This is a genomic window from Streptomyces sp. MK37H (assembly GCF_018035285.1).
GTDB lineage: Bacteria > Actinomycetota > Actinomycetes > Streptomycetales > Streptomycetaceae > Streptomyces > Streptomyces endocoffeicus.
In genome coordinates this window covers 1-17,367 of the sequence record NZ_JAAAYH010000171.1, presented here as the reverse complement: position 1 = coordinate 17,367, position 17,367 = coordinate 1, and the positions used below count along the sequence as shown (strand labels likewise).

At 70.6% G+C, this 17,367-nt stretch carries 8 protein-coding genes; 2 read left to right on the top strand and 6 right to left on the bottom strand.

Features of this window, described 5'->3' with window-relative positions:
- Nucleotides 1-4,278, bottom strand: a 4,278-nt coding sequence (locus tag GWI24_RS23200) for a beta-ketoacyl synthase N-terminal-like domain-containing protein (protein WP_210947847.1), incomplete at its 3' end; no start/stop codon positions are given.
- A gap of 201 nt (nucleotides 4,279-4,479) precedes the next feature.
- Between GWI24_RS23200 and GWI24_RS23195 the strand changes: the two genes are divergently transcribed.
- Nucleotides 4,480-6,078, top strand: a complete 1,599-nt coding sequence (locus tag GWI24_RS23195) for a bifunctional 3-(3-hydroxy-phenyl)propionate/3-hydroxycinnamic acid hydroxylase (protein WP_210947846.1) — start codon at nucleotides 4,480-4,482, stop codon at nucleotides 6,076-6,078.
- 16 nt (nucleotides 6,079-6,094) lie between these two features.
- Here GWI24_RS23195 and GWI24_RS23190 read toward each other — a convergent pair whose 3' ends face one another.
- Together GWI24_RS23190 and GWI24_RS23185 are read right to left on the bottom strand one after the other, a co-directional pair.
- Nucleotides 6,095-8,977 (bottom strand): AAA family ATPase, encoded by a 2,883-nt coding sequence (locus tag GWI24_RS23190; RefSeq protein WP_210947845.1) that lies wholly within the window; start codon nucleotides 8,975-8,977, stop codon nucleotides 6,095-6,097.
- A gap of 604 nt (nucleotides 8,978-9,581) precedes the next feature.
- On the bottom strand, nucleotides 9,582-10,211 hold the full coding sequence (locus GWI24_RS23185; protein ID WP_210947844.1) for a malonic semialdehyde reductase: 630 nt from the start codon (nucleotides 10,209-10,211) through the stop codon (nucleotides 9,582-9,584).
- A 220-nt stretch (nucleotides 10,212-10,431) separates the two neighbouring features.
- Here GWI24_RS23185 and GWI24_RS23180 point away from each other — a divergent pair, with 220 nt between their 5' ends.
- Nucleotides 10,432-11,394, top strand: a complete 963-nt coding sequence (locus GWI24_RS23180; protein WP_210947843.1) for an alcohol dehydrogenase catalytic domain-containing protein — start codon at nucleotides 10,432-10,434, stop codon at nucleotides 11,392-11,394.
- Nucleotides 11,395-11,440: 46 nt separating this feature from the next.
- Here the strand turns inward: GWI24_RS23180 and GWI24_RS23175 are convergent, their stop codons facing one another.
- From GWI24_RS23175 to GWI24_RS23165, 3 genes are all read right to left on the bottom strand, one after another.
- Nucleotides 11,441-13,858: an Orn/Lys/Arg decarboxylase N-terminal domain-containing protein gene (locus GWI24_RS23175; RefSeq protein ID WP_210947842.1), complete on the bottom strand. Its 2,418-nt coding sequence runs from the start codon at nucleotides 13,856-13,858 to the stop codon at nucleotides 11,441-11,443.
- Nucleotides 13,859-13,989: 131 nt separating this feature from the next.
- Nucleotides 13,990-15,597, bottom strand: coding sequence for an SMP-30/gluconolactonase/LRE family protein (locus tag GWI24_RS23170; protein ID WP_210947841.1), 1,608 nt, complete (start codon nucleotides 15,595-15,597; stop codon nucleotides 13,990-13,992).
- A gap of 35 nt (nucleotides 15,598-15,632) precedes the next feature.
- A partial coding sequence (locus GWI24_RS23165; protein ID WP_210947840.1) for an NAD(P)/FAD-dependent oxidoreductase occupies nucleotides 15,633-17,367 on the bottom strand: 1,735 nt, incomplete at its 5' end.

Genomic DNA, 17,367 nt, shown 5'->3' with positions numbered 1-17,367 from the left:
AATATTCGACTTCAACGACCCCAACCACAACGGACACCCCTCAGGCCGATCCTGGCCATACGTGTCCAGAAGCGCCTGCGCCTCGATCGGATCACCCAAAGGCGTACCCGTCCCATGCGCCTCCACCGCGTCCACATCGCCCGCCACCAGCCCCGCACCCGCCAACGCCCGCCGGATCACCCGCTGCTGTGACGGACCGTTCGGCGCCGTCAACCCATTCGACGCACCGTCCTGATTCACCGCACTCCCCCGCACCACCGCCAACACCCGATGCCCAAGCCGCTCCGCATCCGACAACCGCTCCAAAACCACCACACCCACACCCTCAGCCCACCCCGTACCGTCCGCCGAGGCCGCGAACGACTTGCACCGCCCATCGGCAGCAAGCCCACGCTGACGGGAGAACTCCACAAAGGCGTCCGGCCCGGCCATCACCGTCACCCCACCGGCCAGCGCCATCGAGCACTCCCCCGACCGCAGCGCCTGACCCGCCAGATGCAACGCCACCAACGACGACGAACACGCCGTGTCCACCGTCACCGCAGGACCCTCGAACCCCAACACATAGGACACCCGACCCGACACCACGCTCGCCGAGGTGCCGGTCATGAGGTGGCCTTCCAGACCGGCGGGGGCAGCTGCTCCTTCGGTGGAGCCAACTCCGTAGTTCTGATGCATCATCCCGGCGAAGACGCCCACGTCCTGGCCCCGTAGCGAGACCGGATCGATCCCGGCCCGCTCCAACGCCTCCCAAGACGTCTCCAGCAACAACCGCTGCTGCGGATCCATCGCCAACGCCTCACGCGGCGAGATCCCGAAGAAACCCGCGTCGAACTCCCCCGCGTCATACAGAAACCCGCCCCGACGCGCATAGCTCGTCCCGGCGTGATCCGGATCCGGATCGAAGAGGTGCTCCAGATCCCATCCCCGATCCGCCGGGAACTCCCCGATACCCTCACCACCTGCCAGAACCAGCTCCCACAACTCCTCCGGCGAGCCGACCCCACCCGGCAACCGACACGCCATCCCCACGATCGCGATCGGGTCATCGACCAGACCCGCCCCCGCGACCACGGCCGAAACCGGGACCGAATCCGGGGCCGTCGCCACTTCCGTACCGCCGAGCAGTTCCCGCCGCAGCGCGCTCCCCAACGCCACCGGTGTGGGGTGGTCGAAGGCGGAGGTGGCGGGCAGGCGGAGCCCGGTGGCCTCGCTCAGCCGGTTGCGCAGCTCCACCACCGTGACCGAGGTCAGGCCCAGGTCGGTGAAGGCCCGCTCGGGCTCGACGGACTGCTTGCCGGCCAGGCCCAGCAGGTCGGCCAGGTGTTCGCGGACGAGATCGGTGAGTAGCCGGTCCCGGTCTGCCTCGTGCGCGTCCATCAGCCGCTCCCGCAGGGCGACCGTGACGGCCTCGTCCACGGTGGCGGTACGCGCCGGGATGTCGATCAGGTCCTGGAGCAGCGGGGAGGTCGTCGCGGTCGGCACGGCGGTCGAGTCAAGCTTCATCGCGGCGAGTTGAGCCTCGTCCACGGCCAGGGCGGCGTCCAGCGCCGCGAGCGCCTCCCGAGAGCTCAGAGCACCGGCCGTCTCATCGGTCTCCCCCTCCCACGGCCCCCAGGCGATGGACTGGGCCGGTGCGCCTCGCATACGCAGATGCTGGGCATAGGCGTCGAGGAAGGCGGCGGAGGCGGCCTCGGTGGTCTCCCCTGCCGCGCCCAGCACCCCCTTGGTCGAGGAGGACAGCACGAACGCGGCGAGGTCGGCGTTCCGGGTGAGCTCGTACAGCGTCCTGGCCTCGGCGGCCACGCGCCCGTCCGACGGCTCGTCCACGGCCTCCCAGGCGTGGACGACCACGCTCAAGGGGCTGGTGGCCTTGGCCAGCGCCCGCCTCAGTCTGGTGCGGTTGTCCAGCTCACATTCGACGAGTCGGACATCGGCTCCGGCGTCGGTGAGCCGGGTACACAGCTCGTTGGCCAGGCCGCCCTGCCCGGGCGGGGCGATCAGCAGCAGTCGGCGGACGCCGTATCCGGTCACCAGATGCCGGGCGATCGCGGCGCCGCGCCGGGTGTCCACTCCGGTGACGACCGCGGTGCCATGGGGGTCGAAGTCCACAGACGTATCCCGCTCGGCATCCGGACCCATGCCCAGACCCACGTCCAAGGCAACGCGTTCAAGCCGTGGCAGCAGCGCGACGCCCGAGCGCACCGCGCTCTGGGGCTCGCCCGACGCCACCGCCGCCAACAGCGCACCGACACACGCCTCGTCACCCGGCTCGTCGAGGTCGACGATGGCGATACGGCCGGGGTGAGCGGCCTGCAGGGAGCGCACCAGCCCCCACAGCGCGGCCTGTTCCGGGTTCGGCACGTCCTCACCCGTGGTCGTCGCCACGGCGCTTTGGGTGGCCACCACCAGCACCGCATCGGACAGCTCGGCGGAGGCCAGCCACGTCTCGACGTCCCTCAGGACACCCTCGGTGGTGTCCGCGGGGGCCGACAGCAGGGCCATGGCGGGCGGGGGATTTCCGGCGGCCACAGCCGCTCTCAGGTCGGCCGTGTCGATGTACTCGCCCAACTCGGTACCGCCCGAGGCCCGCAGCAGACCGTCGAGCCCGGGAGCATGCCGTCCGAGCAGGGCCCAACGGCCGGGCCGAGGCCGTGAGGCAGACAGCGGAGGGGCCGACGCCTGCGGGATCCACCTCGTACGGAAAAGCGCGTCATGGTAGGCGTTGCCCACCGCACGCAGCCGTGCCGGGCCGTCCAGCAGCCGGTGCCGGGTGACCTTGCCGGTGGCGGTGCGCGGGATCCGTTCGATCTCGTACAGCTCCTCGGGCACCTTGAAGTACGAGAGCCGCTCCCGGCAGAGGGCGAGCGCCTGGGCCGGGTCGAAACCGCCGGGCGCGGGGACGACGAAGGCCACCGGGACTTCGCCGAAGACGTCGTGCGGTTTGCCGACCACGGCGGCGTCGGCCACGCCGGGCGCCATCCGCAGGATGTCCTCCACCTCGACGGGGTGGATGTTCTCCCCGGCGCGGATGATGAGTTCCTTGAGCCGCCCGGTGACCGTCAGATAGCCGTCCCGGTCGCGGCGGGCGAGATCGCCGGTGTGGAACCAGCCGTCCCGGAGCGCCTCGGCGGTGGCTTCGGGCTGGTCGTGGTAGCCCGCCATGATGTTCGGGCCGCGGACCCACACCTCGCCCTCGGTCCCGTCGGGCACGTCCAGGCCGGTGCGGTGGTCGACCACCCGCAGGGCGAGGCCGGGTACGGGGAGTCCGCAGGAGCCCTCGACCCTGGCCCCGGTCGGCCAGTTGATGGCGATCGAGCCGGAGGTCTCGGTGCTGCCGTACGCGTCGATGAGCGGGGCCCCGAAGGCGTCCTCGGCCGAGCGCCGCAGCGCCGCCGTGGTCACGGCGCCGCCGACCAGGCCCACCCGCAGGTCAGGGGCGGTGAACCCGGGCGCCTTGGAGGCTCGGACGAGGTAGTGGTACAGCGTGGGGACTCCCGCGATGACCGTGGAGCGCTCCTGGCCCCACAGCTCCAGCACATCCTCGGCGGAGTGTCCGTCGGTGATCCGGGCGGTCGCTCCGACCGCCGTCACGGCCAGCACGCACACGATGTGGGAGAGGCTGTGGAACAGGGGCAGCGGCCAGAGCACCCGGTCCTCGGCGGTGAGGCCGAGCGCGGGTACGTAGGACGCGGCGACCGACCAGAGGCAGTTGCGCTGGGTGGCGAGCACGCCCTTGGGCTTGCTGGTGGTGCCGGAGGTGAAGAGCATCCAGGCGATGTCGTCGAGCCCGTGGTCGTCGCGGGCCGGTGTGTCCGGCTCGGTGGTGGCGAACCGCTCGTAGGACAGGCTGCCCGCGGGGGCCGGGTCCTCCCTCACCACCAGCACGGTCAGCGGGCTCGCTCCGGGTCGCAGCCGACGCAGCAGCGGTAGGTGGGCGGAGTCCGTGATGACGACCTGACTGCCGCTGGCGGTGAGCAGATGCTCCAGTTCGGCCTGGGAGACATGCGGATTGACCGGGACGCCGATCCCCCCGGCACGGACGACGGCGAAGTAGCTCTCCACCATCTCGACGCGGTTGCCGAGGTACATGGCCACGCGGTCGCCCGGCAGCAGGCTCAGCCCGGCCAGATGGCCGGCGAGCCGGCGGGTGCGCGCCTCCAGCTCGGCGTAGCTGATGGCGCGCCGGGCGTCGGCGTAAGCGGTCTTGGTGCCGAAGCGGCGGCTCTGTTCGGTGAGGAGGTCCTGGATCGGGCGGATCAGTTCGGTGCGCAGCATGCCACCTCTACCCTCCCTGCGGTCAGGGTTCCAGGTGACGCGTCAACGGCTTCACCCATTCCAGCTTCACACCGGAAAACTAGGAGAATCCCCTGATTCACCCCCCTCATCCCCCCTTACTTCGTGATCACCAAGCCCCCTTTGTCCCGGTCCGTTCGGCCTCCGCTGATAGGTTCGCCGCACCGGAGGAGGGAGGAGCGGATGCGCTCTGCGGGCTCTGGGCGGGGGCCGGACACACCGGAAGCGGATGTGCTCATCGTCGGCTACGGACCCATCGGTCAGGTGCTGTCCATCCTGCTGGCCACCCGGGGGTGGCGGGTGCTGGTCGTGGAGCGGTGGGAGAAGCCGTACACACTGCCGCGGGCGACCAGCTTCGACGGTGAGACGGCCCGGACCCTGGCGTCGCTGGGGGTGGGCGGTTCGTTCGCGGAGATCGGTCTGCCGGCCGACGCCTACGACTGGCGCAACGCCGAGGGCAGGTCCCTGCTACGGGTCGAGCTCGCCGGGCGGGGTGTGCACGGCTGGCCGGAGACGACCACGATGCACCAGCCCGCGCTGGAGGCGGTGCTGTGCGCCCGCGCCGAGCGGCTGCCCAACCTGCGGGTACTGCGCGGTTACGAGGCTACGGGCCTGGTGGACAGCGGCACCGGGGTGGAGCTCACCGCGACGGACACGGCGGGCGAGCCGCTGCGGTGCCGCGCCTCCTGGGTGGTCGGGTGCGACGGGGCGAACAGCTTCGTCCGCGACCACATCGGGGTGCGCCGGACGGATCTCGGCTTCTCCTTCGACTGGCTGCTGTGCGATGTGGTGCTCCACGAACCGCGGGTGTTCTCCCCGCTCAATGTGCAGCACTGCGATCCGGCCCGGCCGACGACGGCGGTGGGCAGTGGACCGGGGCGCCGGCGCTGGGAGTTCATGCGGCTGCCCGGGGAGAGCGTGGCCGAGCTGAACCGGGCGGAGACGGCCTGGCGGCTGCTGGAACGCTTCGATGTCACCCCGGAGAACGCCACCCTGCACCGGCACACGGTCTACAGCTTCCAGGCCGCGTGGGCGGACGAGTGGCGGCGGGGGCGGGTGCTGCTGGCCGGGGACGCCGCCCATCTGATGCCGCCCTTCACCGGTCAGGGCATGTGCGCGGGCATCCGGGATGTGCTCAATCTGTCCTGGAAGCTGGATCTGGTGCTGCGGGGCACCGCCGGTGAGGAGTTGCTGGACACCTACCCGCGAGAGCGCGTTGACCATGTGCGGGAGGCCATCGACACGGCGGTGCGGCTGGGCAGAGTGCTGTGTGTGACCGACACCGACGCCGCCGGGAGCCGGGATGCCTCGCTGCTCACGGGCGGCGCCGACACCGGCCGGGGCGGGCAGCACGGCGTCGCGGGTCCGCCGCTGCGGACCGGCCTGCTGTACACCGGCATCGGCACGGCGCCGGTGCCACCGGCCGGGGAGGTGATGCCCCAGGGCCGGGTGCGGCACGAGGGCGTGACCGGTCTGTTCGACGAGGTGGTGGGCACCGGTCCGGCGCTGCTGGGGTCGGCGGATCCGGCCGTGGCATTGGAGGAGTCCCAGCTCACCTTCCTCACCGGGCTCGGGACGCGTGTGGTGCACATGGTGGCGGAGGGCGCCGAGGCGGCACCGGGCGCCGCCGTCGACATCGACGAGGTGTATCTGCCGCTTATGAAGGCGGCGCGGGCACGGTTTTTGCTGGTGCGCCCGGACCACCACATCTACGGCGCGGCCCGCACCTCACGTGAACTCAACGAGTTGGTCAACCAGTTCAGGTCCGGACTGTTGAAGTGACCAGAGTGAGAAAAGGCTAGAGGAAGTGCGGCAGATCCTGCCGCCGCTTGACGTTGACTTTACGGAACACCCGCGTGAGGTGCTGCTCGACCGTGCTCGCGGTGATGTAGAGCTTGGCGGCGATCTCGCGGTTGGTGTAGCCCTTGGCCGCCAGTAGCGCGATCCTCCGTTCCTGTGTGGTGAGCGCGGACAGCCCGTCCTGACGCTGATGCGCGGACATCGCGGCCTCGGGGTCGATGGGGTCGAGCGCGGCCTCCCGGCACAGATGCTCGGCCCCGGTCTGCTTCGCCAGGTGCCAGGCGCGATGTGCCACCCGGCGGGCGTTGCGCTGGTCCCCGGTGTCCTTGAAGGCGGTGCTGAGGTCGATCAGCGCACGCGCCAGCTCGTAGTCGTCGCCGCTGTCCTTGAGCATGTCGACGGCCTCGGTGAGCAGTTGCGGGCGGCGGGTGACCCGGCTGACCGCCGCCAGGGTGCGCAAAGACAACCCGCGGGCCCGCGAGGGGCCCGGCAGCAGCCGGGCCATCTGCTCCCGTACCAGACGCTTGGCCTGGTCCTGGTCGTCCTGTGCCAGCCATGCCTCGGCCGCGCTGGTGCGCCACGGGACCACGTCGCCGCCGGGCGTCTGCCAGGTCTCGGCGAATCTGCCGCAGGCCAGGAAGTCCGCGAGCGCGGCCTGGGGGTGGTGGGTGGCCAGCCGGTAGTGGCCCCGGGCGTGCAGATAGTGTGCGCCGTGGCGGCTGTGCAGGGCCTGCTCGGGGATCGGCTGCGCCACGTACTTCTCCGCCTGCTCCAGCCTGCCGGACCGGGTGGCGGCCAGGATGGCGCAGCCCAGCACTCCGGCCAGGCCGACTCCCCAGCCCTGAGGCGGTACGAGGGCCATGGCGCGGGCCGCCAGGTCGTGGGCGGAGATCAGATGCCCCTGCCGCAGCTGGGCCTCGGCGCGGATGGCGAGGAACTTCCCCTGCCAGGCGACGGCCTGGTGGGCGGCGGCCTCGGTCTCGAGCTTTTCGCACCAGGCCACGACCTCGTCCAGGCGGCCCGCGTGGAGCAGCGCGCGCAGGGCGAGCGCTCCGGATTCGGCGTTCCACAGCGAGCCGTGGTCGAGGTGGAAGGTGCGCAGCAGCAGTTCGGCGCGGTGTGTCAGCTGGTCGTCGCGTCCGCGGACCAGATCGTCGGCCAGACTGACCGCCGAGGGCAGCCATGGGTCGTGACAGGGGGCGGCCTCCGGGGTGGCGGCGGCCACCGAGTGGGCCAGTTTCCGCAGCCCGGTGTGGAGGGGGTACGCCATCGCCGCCCAGTTCGTCAGGGGGCGGATGTCCTCGGTTCCGGAGCCGGTGCCCCGGTGGGCGCGGGCGCGCAGGGCGTCCAGCAGGGCGGTCAGCTCATCGAGCGCACCGGCCTTGGCCAGACCCAGCACCAATTCGGAGACCTCCCGGCGGTCCAGGTGGCCCGCGCTGAAGTCACGTAGCTGGGGGCGGAGATGGCGGACGGCGACCTGCGGTTTCAGCTGCCACTCCAGTCGGCTGAGCCGGGCGCGGATGCGTGCCGCGGTGGGGGCGTCGGCCCGGGTGTGCTGGGCGAGGTCCAAGCAGCTGAGTGCGGTGCTCACATCGCCGGTCGCCAGCGCCTCGTCGGAGGCCGTGACCAGCACCTCGGTGGCGCAGTCGGCACCGGGGTCCGCGGCTCTCAGCAACTGCCCGGCCACCGTCAGCGCGGGTGCCCCGGCCTCGTGCAGCAGCTCGGCGGCCGCCCGGTGCAGTGCGGCCCGGCGGTCGGCGGGCATGTCGTCCAGCACGGCGCTGGCGGCCACCGGATGGCGGAACGCCTGGCCCTTGGTGAGCAGTCCGGCGCTGACCAGGGCGTGCAGGGCCCAGCCGGTCACCGTGGTATCCACCCCGGCCAGCCGGGCCACGTCCGCCACCGGCGCCGCACCACCGAGCACGGCGAGGGCGCGCACCACGGACAGCATCGACGGCCGCGAGTGCGCCACGAGCTCGAGCAGCGCCCGTCCGTAGCCCTCGGGATAGCAGGCGCCGCCCGCCTGCTGATCGATGATCAGCGCCTGTACGGCCAGCGGGTTGCCGCCGCTGATGCGGTGGAGCTCCGCGGTGAGCCGGGGGGAGGCGGTGTGCGGTCCGAGCAGCCGGACGGCCAGGGCGTCGACCCCGCTGCGGCTCAGGGGCCGCACGGCGATCCGGTGGGCGTTGGGGCTCTGCGAGAGCAGCCCGGCCAGCAGGGGCGAACGCGGCCATCGCAGGGTGTGGTCATCGGTGAGGAGCACCAGGATGCGGGCGGAATGCAGCCACGGGACGATGCCGGCGAGGAAGTGCAGCGAGGGCGGGTCCAGGTAGTGGGCGTTGTCGACGCAGATCACCAAGGGGGTGGTCTCGGCCAGATGGGCCAGCTCCACGGTGAGCTTCTGGAAGACGTCGACGACCTGCGTCTCCCAGCCACCCCCGGCTAACCGCCCCTCGGTGACGGTGTGTTCGACCGCCGAGGCGAGCAGGGCGCGCACCCGGTCCCGGCTGGGCGGCGGAATCGTCATGCCGTGGAAGAGCTGAGTCACCACGCCGAACGGCAGAAGGTGCTCGCGGAGCGAGGCGGTGGCCCTCAGCACGCGGGCGCCGCCCGGTTCGAGGGATTCGAGGAACTCGTGCACCAGCCTGCTCTTGCCACTCCCCAGCGGCCCGTCCACGACGGCCAGCTGCCCCTTGCCCCTCGTGGCATCGGCGAGCAGCCGGCCCAGACGGGCCAGGATGTCATCGCGCTCGACCAGATCGGGGAGCGCCCCGCCGGGCGCGCGGTCCCCCTCGTCGCCCCGGTCCTCCTGGTCCCTCCGGAAACCGATCGCCGACCGACCGGCGCCGGCCGTGGAATCGTGGCATTCCAACAAGCTCACAGGCACACCGCTTTCTGACATTCCTCCATCCGCGCGGCCGCTTATGGGGCGTGCCCGCGCGAAAGCGCATGACGAGCAGGCAGATCTCCTCAGCGGCACAGGTGCGTTGTCCACCCTTGATGCCCGTGGCCTACCGCCAGGGGGAGAGAAATGGATGAGGGAAAGACGCGAGCCGGCCGGAGTCTTGTGTTTCAACAGCATGCAAACAACGTTTGGTGGCTGTGACATGCATCGAGTAGGGGGCGACATGCACCGGGTAGGGGGCACTCTCGGGTCCTATGCGTAGGTCCCGGCGCACCGCGCTGTCAAGCGAATGAGTCGTACATCACGAAACGATCACGCCGCACTTTTCGGCCGATGCTACGTGGCCCTCGCCGCCGTGGGAAGGCACCGTACGGGCGGTGTAGGCGAGGGGGTGGGGGTCGGTGATTGGGCCGAAAGTCGACGGTGCTCGCTGGGTTCCGCGTACGGGGCTCGGTGTACCGCCGCTGGGCGAGGCGACATATGCGGCGGGTTCCCCGCCCGTCGCGAAGGGGGATCAGGTCACCGCGGCTGAGGTGGCCTGATCCCATGGAGGTGGGCGCCTCACATCACTCCGCTGATATCAGACCAGCTGTACCGCCTGCTCGTACGAGGGCCGAGGAAGCCGGTCCCGGAAGGCTTCGGGGCTCGGGTAGCCGATGTTGACCAACAGGAGCGACCGCCACCGGCCATCGGGGAAGAACTCCTTGTCCACCGCGTCGGCGTTGAAACCCTTCATCGGTCCGGCAGCCAGCCCCGCCGCGCGGACGGCCAGCACGAAGTAGCCCGCCTGGAGTACCGCGTTGAAGTCCATGTGGGTCTCGCGCAGTTCCTGGTTGGCCTCCAGCATCTGCTGTAACTGCGGGTTGGACGGCGCGAGGAACGGCACATACTCCGGGTAACGGGTGTCCGCGGCCAGCACCGCGGTGACCGGGGCCGAGGCGGTCTGCTCCTGATTGGGCTGCGCCACCCCGGGCAGCAGCCGCTGCTTTCCTTCCTCGGTGCGTACGTACAGAATGCGCAGCGGATTGATATTCGCCGACGTCGGCGCCCATTTGAACAGTTCGTAGATGGCCCGCAGACGGTCGTCGCCCACCGGCTTGTCGCTGAAGTCATAGGCCGTCTTGGCCTCGGTGAAGAGAAGTTTCCGCCCCTCCGGGGATAGTGCGTACAGGGCCTGATCGATATCGGGGGCCAGGGTGCTGTCCGACATGGCCGTTCCAACTCCTTACTCAGGTACGTCGATTGCGCCCACAGCGTACGCGTACGAGGTGTGCGGTGGCCGGGGACTCGGTCAGGTGGGCCGGTGGCGCGGGCTGGTGGCGCGGGGCAGGTGGTGTGGTCTACCGCCGCGCGGATCATGTGTGGCACGCTCTTGGCATGATGCCGACGGCGCGTCCCATCGGAAAGCAGGCGTTCCCTTGAGGGCCGCCGTGCTGACGGAGCCCGGCGCGCTGTCCGTGGTGTCCGTGCCGGAGCCGTCCTGCGGCCCGGGGGATGTGCTGATCCGTATGCGGGGCACGGGGCTGTGCGGCTCCGATCTCGCGGTGCACACGGGACGCCGGCGACCACCGAGCCTGCCCTGGGTCCTGGGCCACGAGGGGACGGGGCGGATCGTCGAGCTGGGCCGTGAGGTCAGCGGTCTGCGCATCGGCCAGGACGTGGTCATCGAACCGGACTACTGCTGCCTGACGTGCGAACCCTGCCGCGCCGGACGCACGTCGGCCTGTGAGGGACGGGCCGCCGTGGGACTGACCGTCCCCGGTCTGCTGAGTGACTACGTGGTCGCTCCGGCCGGGTTCGTGTGGCCGGTCGCCTCACATCTGCCCCTCGAGGACCTGGTCTGTGTGGAGCCCGCGACGGTGGCACGGGCGGCGATGCGGCGCTCGGGGATCGCACCCGGGCAGAGCTGTCTGGTGATCGGGGCCGGTTCCCAGGGTCTGCTGCTGTGCCAGGCGCTGGTCGGCCACGGGGTGACGGTGTTCGTCCAGGAGCCCAACAAGGCCCGGCTCGACCGCGCGTGCTCCCTCGGCGCGACGCCCCTGCCGCCGGACGCGGACGGGCTCCCCTGTCTCTTCGAGACCTCCGGAGCCCCCGGCGTCATCGAGCAGGGGCTGCGACGGCTCGCCAAACACGGCACCGCCGTGCTGATCGGGATGAACACCGCCCCGCTCGGGGTCTCGCCGCGCGATCTGGTGGCCGGGCAGATCACCCTCATCGGCAGCATGATCTACGACCACCCGGTGGACTTCGCACAGACCGTCAGCGCGCTGGAGTCCCAGACCCCACCCCGGCTCGGCGCGGTGGTCAGCGACGGTTACCTCCTCGACGACGTCCAAGAGGCATTCACCGCGGCGTACACCGCGTCGGGAAAGGTGTGGGTCGACCTGTCCTGAGGGGTCCGAGCGGTGGCCGACTCGGCGGCGGGCGCGGCCGGCGAATTCAGGGGTGCTTCGCCGGGGCTGCGGCCGGAGCCGTCGCCGGAGCCGGGACGGCGAGGTCGCGCGCATCGCCCAGGGCCGCTCTGGGGACCTCCTCGCCCCGGGACAGACACTCGATCAGGTAGTCGCCGGTTTCCGGGTCGAGGGTCACGCCGTGGGTCTCGCTGCGGAATCCGGGAAAGCGCCGGTCGAACGTCTCCAACGCGGTCAGATAGCGCAGCAGTGGGCCGTCGGGCGTGCCGATGCCCTCGCCGGGCATCAGCACCGGGATACCGGGTGGAGTGACGGTGACCATGGCCGCGGCCACCCGTCCCGCCGCCTCGGAAAGCCGCACCCGCTCCGTGCCACCGCGGATGAGTCGCTGGTAGCAGAGCTGTGGCGGGACGACCGGCTCCGGCAGCTCCTGGAAGGCGGTGTCCAGCAGCTGGACCAGGCTCACCTCACGCAGCTGGTCATGCATCTCCTGGCACAGCTCACGCAGGGTCCGGCCGGTGTAGCGGCCGGGGTACGCGGCGACCAGGTCGGGCAGGACGCGGTCCAGCGGTGTGTCCTCGTCGTAGAGAGCCTTGAAGTCCATCAGTGCGTCCAGCAGCGTCCCCCATTTGCCCTTGGTGATGCCCATGGAGAACAGGACCAGAGTGGTGTAGCTGTCCGTCTTCTCGACCACCACGTGCCGAGTCGCCAGATAGGAGGTGAGGACCCGGGCGGGAATGCCCCAATCAGCCATCCGGCCGCCTGCGTCGATCCCTGGGCAGGTCACGGTCACCTTGAGCGGATCGAGCATGCAGTAGCCCTCGCTGAGCGCCGGAAAACCGTGCCATTCGGCATCCGGTTCCAGCTCCCAGCACGAGGGGTCCGTGCGCAGCAGCTCGGCCGGGGCCTCGTCGAAGGGCAGCCGCTCACCGCTGGCCGGATCGGTCACCGTGTCCGGCTGCCAGATTCCGAAGAACCAGGTGGGGCGGTCCCCGGCGGCCTTGATGCGGCGCCCGATCCGCACCACCGACTGACGGAACCGGACCGCTTCGGCCACCGCCTCGTCGATCAGCCAGTGGCCCTGTGGTCCGTCCATCATCGCGGTGGCGACATCCAGGGAGGCGATCATCGGATACAGCGGCGAGGTGGTGCCGTGCATCATGAACGCCTCGTTGAACCGGTCGTGCTCCACCGGGGCCCGCGGCGCGGGCTTGATGTGCACCATGGCGCTCTGCGACAGCGCGGCCAGCAGCTTATGGGTGGACTGGGTGGCGAAGACGGTGGGCCGGTCCGGCCCGGGGAAGGTGTCGGGCCCCACCGACATGCCATAGCGCCCGGCGTAGAGGGGGTGGAAACGGGCGTAGGCGAACCATGCCTCGTCGAAGTGGACCCGTGGAGTGCTGGCCGCGAGCCCTCGGGCGGCCTGCACGGCGTCGTAACACAGCCCGTCGTAGGTGGAGTTGGTGAAGACCGCGTACTGCGCCTCGGCGGAGAGCGCACCGCGCGTCAGCGGGTTTCCCGCGATCCGGGCGGCCACCGTGCCCGCCTGGATCTCATCCGGAGGCAGCGGCCCGGACAGTCCGTAGCCATTGCGGGTGGGGATCAGATAGACCGGCCGGGCGCCGGAGACGACCAGACCGTGCAGCACCGACTTGTGGCAATTCCGGTCCACCAGCGCGATCTCGTCCCGGGTGACGCTGAAGTGGCCGACCAGGCGGTCACACGTGGAATCGCCATGAAGGACGAAGTAGGTGAGGTCCGCGCCGAAGACCCGGGCGGCGTTCCGCTCCGCGTCGCCGATCGGACCCGTGTGCTCGAACAGCGAACCGAGCGCCTCGACCGAGATCGACAGATCGCTGCGGAAGAGCCGCTCCCCGAAGTAGTCGTGGAAGGCGCGGCCCACCGGTGACTTCAGAAAGGCGACACCGCCGGAGTGGGCCGGGGTGTGCCATGAGTACTCATGCGTATCGTCGAAGCGGCGCAGCGCCTTGAAGAACGGCGGCAGAACGGCCTCGCGGTAGGCGCGGGCGGCGCTGGAGATCCGCCCGGCGATGAAGGCGGCGGTGTCCTCCGTGGGCCAGACATAGCCGACCACGGTCTCCGACACCCAGAGCGGCAGTTCTTCAAGGCTCTCATCGGCCGCGCTCAGGAAGACCGGCAGATTCTGGAACCGCCGACCGACCTGGCGCAGCACCGCGGCGCCACCCGCCGCGCCACCCAACTCGCCACCCGGTTCGCCGCGCGAGTCGAGTCCCCAGTCCACCAGCGCGGCGGCCAGACCGGCCTCGGTGCGCAGCACCGTCCGGGCGTCGGCGCCGGTGCCGGCCCACCGCACGGCGAAGCCGTCGGCTTCCAGCTCCTTGCGGATCCTGCGCAGCTGCTCGGCTCCGACCGTGTCGTCCCCGGGGTGCTCCCGCACCGCGAACAGAACCGTGTCGCCCGCCATATCCCCCTCCTCGGTGTGCCTCCCCTGTCCGTCCAGTGTTCAGGAACAGACCAACACATGGGCGTATGTAACTGGAAGATCACACGAAGGAGGGAAAATCATCCCGGATGGGATCCTGTAGCCGCGGCGGCTCACTCGGCACGCGCGTCCAGACGCAGCACACTCCCCTCCCCGTTGGCCGATACGAGGAGGGCCCCGTCCGGTGCGACGGCGAGGCCGGCGAACTGGCGCGGGCGGCCGGGGACTCCGGGAGTCGGCTCGGGTTCGGTGCGTGTGATCCCGGGCGGCAGGCCGACCGCCAGGTCCTCGGCGTCAATCCTGCTCTCGCCCGTGGCGAGCGAGATCGCCCGCAGCCGCCGGTGCGCGACCTCCACCGTGAACAACTCGTCGCCACGCACGGCCAGCCCCTGCGGTTCGCCGAGCCCGTCCGCGACGACCACCGCCTCGCCGTGCTCCAGCCGGAGCACCGCGCCACACCGGTCGTCGCTCACGTAGCAGCGCCCTTGGCCGTCGAAAGCGACGTCCAAAGGGTGGTCGAGTCCCTCGGCGAGCACACTGAGCGTGCCGGTGTCATCGATGCGCAGGACGCGCCCGGCACCGGTCTCCGCGACCACGAGGGCGCCGTCGGGCGCGACGGCGATTCCGGTGGGCTGGTCCAGCCGGGTCGCGCGCATCCGCATGGTCATGCTCACGGGGTCGTGGGTGCGTACATCGCCGAGTTGTGAGGTGAGGTGCAGCAGGCCGTCGTCGGCGGTGACGTTGTGCACGGCGTACATCAGCTCATGGGTGGCGACGCCGGGCTCCTGCCCGTCATGGCCGGTGGCATCGGGGCTCGCCAGCCGGAAATGGTCGGCCGCGTACACCGTGCCCCCGAGGTCGACCGTGATGCCGAAGGGCCCGTCGAACCCCTGCGGGACCACCACCCGGGTCCTGCCGTCGGTGTGCACCTCCGCGATCCCGCCACTGGCGAAGCTGGACACGAACATGCGGTTCTCGTGGTCGAACGCGGCGTTGTCCAGCCCCACGACGCCGGTGGCGACGACCGACCGGGCCCCGGTGTTCAGATCGATACGGGTCACCAGCCCGGCCCTGCCACGGGACAGGACGACGAGGACGCCACCCCGGTCGAACCGCACCGCGACCGGGTCGTCCACCTCCTCGGCCACCAGCTCGGGCACCCCGCCGTCGGGCGGGATCCGCCAGACCTGGTCGCGCATCATCTGCGGGTAATACAGACAGCCGTCCGGGGCGAGTTGCATCGCGTTGCCCAGGGCCAGGTCGCCGGTCAGCACCGCCGGGTCGCCGCCGTCCGGGAACAGCTCCATCAGGCGGCCGTTCATCTTCATCTCGTTGACGAAGAGGCGGTCGCCGACGCAGGTGATGCCGTTGGGCACCGACACCTGGTCGGAGACGAGCGTGTAATCGCCCTCGGAGCCGCGCCGCCACACCCGGCCGGGGGTCAGATCGGCGATGTACATCGAGCCGTCCGCCCCGAAGGCCAGATCGTCCGGGGCCTCCACCGGGCCGTCGAGCGGCACCACCACCTCGATGTCACCCGAGGCCGGGTCCACGGCGCTGATCTGCCCGGCGAGGAACTGCGCCACGTACAGCCGCCCATCGGGGCCGAAGGTGACGCCGTTGGAACCCCACAGCCGGTTCGCCCGGGTGAGTCGTCGCACCTCCAGGCGGTCGCTCGTGGCCTGCGTACGGCCGGTGTCGTCGAACCGGCTGGGGTGCATCGCCGCTCCTTGTACATAAGTGGCACACATCGGCTTCAGGGGACCAGGACGGCGTCCATGCCGCCGTCCGCGCGCCACCGCCTGAGCAGTTCATGGAAGGCGATCGGCCCGTCGCCGAAGGACTCGCTGCGCTCCCTCGGCATGCCCTCGTTGTTGTAGTAGCCGGGGGTGCACTCGGCATGGAAGGCGTACAGGTCCGCCGCCTTCTCACGGATGGTGGCGCGCCACGCCGTCTCGGCCTCGGCGGTCGGCTCGACATAGCGGGCCCCGCGCCTGCGCGCCTCGGCGAGCACCTCGGCGACATGAATGGCCTGCTCATCGAGGATGTGCACATAGTTGACGGCGCTGGCGTTCTGCAGCGGGCCGAACTGGAAGAGGTTGGGGAAGCCGTGACTGTAGAAGCCGTGCAGTGTCTTCGGGCCGCCGCTCCAGGTTTCGGTCAGGGTGACACCGCCCCGGCCGTGCACCGGGAGGAGTCCGGAGGTGACCCCGGAGACGCCGACCTCGAAGCCTGTGGCGAAGATGACGCAGTCGACCTCGTACTCGGCCCCGCCGACCACGACGGCCTGCTCGGTGATGCGCTCGACTCCCCCGTGGTCGGCCGTGTCCACCAGCGTGACATTGGCCCGGTTGAAGGTGTCCAGATAGGTGTCGCTGAATGTGGGGCGCTTGCACATATAGCGGTACCAGGGCTTGAGGGCCTCGGCCGTCGCCGCGTTCTCGACGATGGAGTCCACCCGGTCGCGGATCCCGTTCATCTTCTGGAAGTCGGCGAGCTCGTAGAGGCGTTCGCGCTCCTGGGGCGGGAGGTCCGCGTAGCTGTCGGTCGGGATGAGCTTCTGCTGCAGCCGCGCGGCGCTCGTCCAGCCGTCGTCCACCAGGTCCTCGTCCGCCTGCCCGCCGGTGACGACGGCGAGGAAATTGTCCCTGCGGCGCCGCTGCCAGCCGGGCGTGAGCGACGCGGCCCAGCCCTCATCCGTGGGGCGGTTGCCGCGCACATCGACCGAGGACGGCGTGCGCTGGAACACATACAGCTGTTCGGCGTCGCGCCCCAGATGTGGCACGGCCTGGATGGCGGTCGCGCCGGTGCCGATGAGGGCCACGCGCTTGTCGGCCAGTTCGCGCAGACCGCCGCTCGCGTCGCCGCCGGTGTAGTCGTAGTCCCAGCGGCTCGTGTGGAACGTATGCCCCTGGAAGGTCTCGATCCCGGGGATGCCGGGGAGTTTGGCCCGGCTGAGTGTTCCGCTGGAGATGACCACATAGCGCGCCCGGATGCGGTCGTCCCGGTCGGTGTGCACGGTCCACGCCAACTCGACGTCGTCCCAGTGGAGTTCGGTCACCTGGGTCTGGAAGCGGACATCGCGGTAGAGGTCGAAGTGGCGTCCGATCGCCCGTGCGTGCTGTCTGATCTCCTCGCCGGGCGCGTAGCGCCACCGTGGTACGTAGCCGACCTCCTCGAGCAGGGGCATATACACGTAGGACTCGATATCGCACTGGACACCCGGATAACGGTTCCAGTACCAGGTCCCGCCGAAGTCCCCGCCCTGCTCGATCACGCGGATCTCCCGCACACCGGCCTGCCGCAGCCGCGCACCGGCGAGCAGACCGCCGAATCCGCCCCCGATGATCAGCACCTCGACCCGGTCGTGCAGCGGCTCCCGGGTGAAACCCGGTTCCACATACGGGTCCTGGGCGTACGAGCCGAACTCCCCGGCCATGCGCCGGTATTGCTTGTTGCCGTCGGGGCGGATCCGGCGGTCGCGCTCGGCC